Source organism: Paenibacillus sp. A3 (assembly GCF_001399685.1).
Lineage (GTDB): Bacteria > Bacillota > Bacilli > Paenibacillales > NBRC-103111 > Paenibacillus_G.
In genome coordinates, this window is record NZ_JTHN01000360.1 from 1 (window position 1) to 3,645 (window position 3,645).

At 51.7% G+C, this 3,645-nt stretch carries 2 protein-coding genes; one reads left to right on the forward strand and one right to left on the reverse strand.

Annotated elements, in window-relative coordinates; all coding sequences use genetic code 11:
• Window positions 1–94: 94 nt before the first annotated feature.
• On the reverse strand, window positions 95–1,456 hold the full coding sequence (locus tag QJ48_RS34570; RefSeq protein WP_054977782.1) for an MFS transporter: 1,362 nt from the start codon (window positions 1,454–1,456) through the stop codon (window positions 95–97).
• 315 nt (window positions 1,457–1,771) lie between these two features.
• Here QJ48_RS34570 and QJ48_RS34575 point away from each other — a divergent pair.
• A partial coding sequence (locus tag QJ48_RS34575) for a translation factor GTPase family protein (protein ID WP_054977783.1) occupies window positions 1,772–3,645 on the forward strand: 1,874 nt, incomplete at its 3' end.

Here is a 3,645-nt window from a genome sequence, read left to right on the forward strand (position 1 = left end):
GAGGGATATACCCCACCGTTGTATGCAGAGAAATTTCTACGAGTATTGGGTTTTACAACAAGCAAAGCTCCGGGAAACCCGGAGCTTTACATCATCACTGACTATTCCGCTTATAAAACATAACGAAGAGAACACCGCCAAACGTCACGAGCGCCATAAAAATCAGCATCATGTTGCTGTAAAGTGCGGCTGTTTGACTTGTTACGGTCCCGACAAGAGGAGAGTCCAGCCACGGCTTCGTCAGCAGACCGCCCACACCGGCAATGCCGATCCCTTCCGCGAGGAAGCAGGCGAAGTTCAGCATGCCCATACCGGAGCCCGCTTCATTCTCTTCCAGCGTACTGGCGACACTTGCGGAAACGGCGGTTTTTACAAATGACAGGCCGCCAAACGTCAGAATCATCGATGCCGCAATAAACCAAGGCGCACGGTCCGCAAAGAACAGGACGATCAGAAAACCGGCGGCAATCATGCATAATCCGGTCAGCATCGCGGCGATATGACCCCGGCGGTCGGCCAGCATCCCTCCGAGCATTCCGAACAAAATGACGCTCAATGTGCCGGGGAACAGAATGGCGCTTCCGATGAGGCCGGTCGGCATATCGTACACCGCTCTCATCAGATAAGGCACCATGGATATAAAGCCGGCGACCGTGCCAAGAAGCAAGGCGCCTGTAAGCACCCCGGCAAGATACCTTTTCTTCCGGAACAGGAACGGTTCCAGGAACGGCTCTCGGTGTCGGCGGATTTGAAGAGCGAGAAGCGCAAACAGAACCAGACTTGCAGTCAAGTAAATCCAATGGTACAGCGTCGTAAACAGCGCAAACGACAAAATGCCCGCAGACAAAAGTACCGCTCCGGTCATGTCGAATGCTTTTCCCTCTGCCGTCTCGTCAGGCAGCGTCCGAAGGACGAACGGCAGGGCCAGCAGCGACAGCAATGGCAGGGCAAACAACAGCGACCAATGCATATAGCCGGACACCGCGCCTCCGATAACCGGACCGAGCCCCTCGCCGAATGCAACGACAGAACCGATCAGGCCGAAAGCTTTGCCCTGTTTCCCCGGTTCGACAATCTTGACGATCATCACCATAATGAGCGACGGAACGGCCGAAGCCCCGATTCCCTGCAAAAAACGCGCGGCCAGCACGCCCGGATACCAGCCATGACCCAATAGGCCGACCACCGAACCGAAACCGTAGGTCAGCATACCGAATAACAACAGCTTTCGCATGCCTGTATGTTCCGATATTTTGCCGTATACAGCGACGCCAATGGCGAAAGAAAGCGAAAAGCAGGTGTTGGTCCAATTGGCCGCCGACGGAGCAATGTTGAAATAAGCCGCAATGTCCGGCAATGAAACGTTAAACATGGTTTCGTTCATTACGCTGAAAAACGTCAAAATGCTCAACCACAGGATGAATCGCGACGCATGAGCTTCATTTCGGTGTTGCACTTGAATATAACCCCTTTAAATTGGAAGGGGAATCGCAGTTTATAGGGTCAATGATGCGCCTTCCCCTAAATGTTGTACCCTTGCGAAATTGTTTTGCCGCATGATATGCTACGCCTCCAAATTAGTAAAAATGAGAAAATAAACCAACCCGATTATATCACATCTGATGGAAGGACGTAAGCGTCATTCATTGGAATAATCCGTCAAACCCGTATATACTGGAGTCAATACTATAGATTGGAGTGATCGGAATGCGGCAGCTTAACCTCATTCGAAAGGAGAATAACATGAACGGAGAAAAGAGGATTATAACGCATGCATATCATAAATATAGGAATTCTGGCGCACGTAGACGCTGGAAAGACAAGTCTGGCTGAGCGTATCTTATATGATACGGATGTTATCGACGAGCTGGGAAGGGTAGATCAAGGAAATACACAGATGGATGCCATGGAGCTGGAACGGAAAAGAGGCATCACGATCAAGGCGTCCGTCGTTTCTTTTGATCTCCATGGATTAAAGGTGAATTTGATCGATACGCCGGGCCATGCGGATTTTATCGCGGAAGTGGAACGGTCGCTGAGTGTACTGGACGGCGTTATATTGGTTGTTTCGGCCGTGGAAGGCGTTCAGGCGCAGACCAAAATCCTGTTTTCCGTCCTGAAAAAAATGGGGCTTCCCACGATCTTGTTCGTAAACAAAATTGATCGTCTCGGCGCGCAATCCGATAATACGGCGCTGGAGTGGATTCGTGAAAAGCTGACACCGAACGCATTTCCTTTTTGTCAGGTCGAACATGCAGGCGATAAGAAGGCGTCTGTTGTTGAACACCGTTTCGATTGGGCTGCCAACCCCGATTTTATGGAACGATGCATCGAGCTTGCGGCAGCGCATGACGAGCGGGTGCTGGAAGCTTATGTTAACGGCGAAACGGTAACAGAAGAGCAGGTGAAAGCGGCATTCGGAAAGCAAGTAAGGCAAGCGGACATCTACCCGGTTTATTTCGGGTCCGCCATGACGGGAGTGGGCGTGTCCAGCCTGCTCGCCGGGGTGGCCCAATGGTTTCCGGTGAACGAACACGCTGAAGGAGAGCCGTTGTCGGGGGTTGTATTTAAGCTCGAAAAAGAACCGTCCGGCGAAAAGATCGCTTATGTCAGACTGTTCTCAGGCAGCTTGAGCATGAGGGAACAAGTGAAGCTGCAGCGGAAAAACAGGGAGGGCGAATTCGAAGCGCGTACCTGCAAAATCAAAAAGCTTCACGCCTTGATGAACGGAAAGGCTGTTCCCGCCGCCAAGGTAACCTCAGGGGATTTAGGCAAAGTATGGGGACTGGAAGACGTCCGGATCGGGGATGTCGTCGGTGAACGGTCTCATCGAATCAAGCATTTCAGCTTCGCAGTTCCCCAAATGGAGACGCGAATCGAAACGGCGGAGCCAAGCAAGGATCATCTATTGTACAAGGCGCTTATCGGCCTGTCAGAGGAAGATCCGTTAATCCAAGTGATGAAAGATGATGTTCATCAAGAGCTTTATATCCGCATTTTCGGCGAAGTGCAAAAAGAAGTGATCGAAGAGGCCTTGAAGGAACAATATGATTTGGAAGTCAGGTTTTCGGAGACCAGAACGATTTGCCTGGAGAAACCGGCAGGAACGGGTCAGGCGCTGGAGATCATCGCAGAGGGCGATAATCCTTTTTATGCGACCGTGGGGTTAAGAGTCGAACCCGGCTTGCCCGAAAGCGGAGTCGCCTACCGTATGGAAGTCGAATTGGGCTCGCTGCCGCTGGCCTTCCATAAAGCCATTGAGGAGACGGTTCACCAGACCTTGAAACAAGGGCTGTACGGCTGGGAGGTTACCGATATTGTCGTGACACTGACCCATACCGGTTATTTCAGTCCGGTATCGGCAGCGGGCGATTTTAGAAAGCTGGTCCCCCTTGTATTGATGGAGGCGCTGGCACAGGCGGGTACGTATGTTTTTGATCCCATTCAGGCGCTCGAGCTAAAGGTGCCCGCCGCCATGATGAGCAAAAAGATTTACAAAATATTCCCGATCCAAGCGGCGGGGCACAAAAACGCCATGCATAACAGCATTGTCCCTCTTATAAGTATCCTTCCTCCAGCTCCCACCGAGGACTTTCAAAAAAACTTTGCTCGCGTTTTCCCAGGGGGAGGGTTCTATGTCCGTCG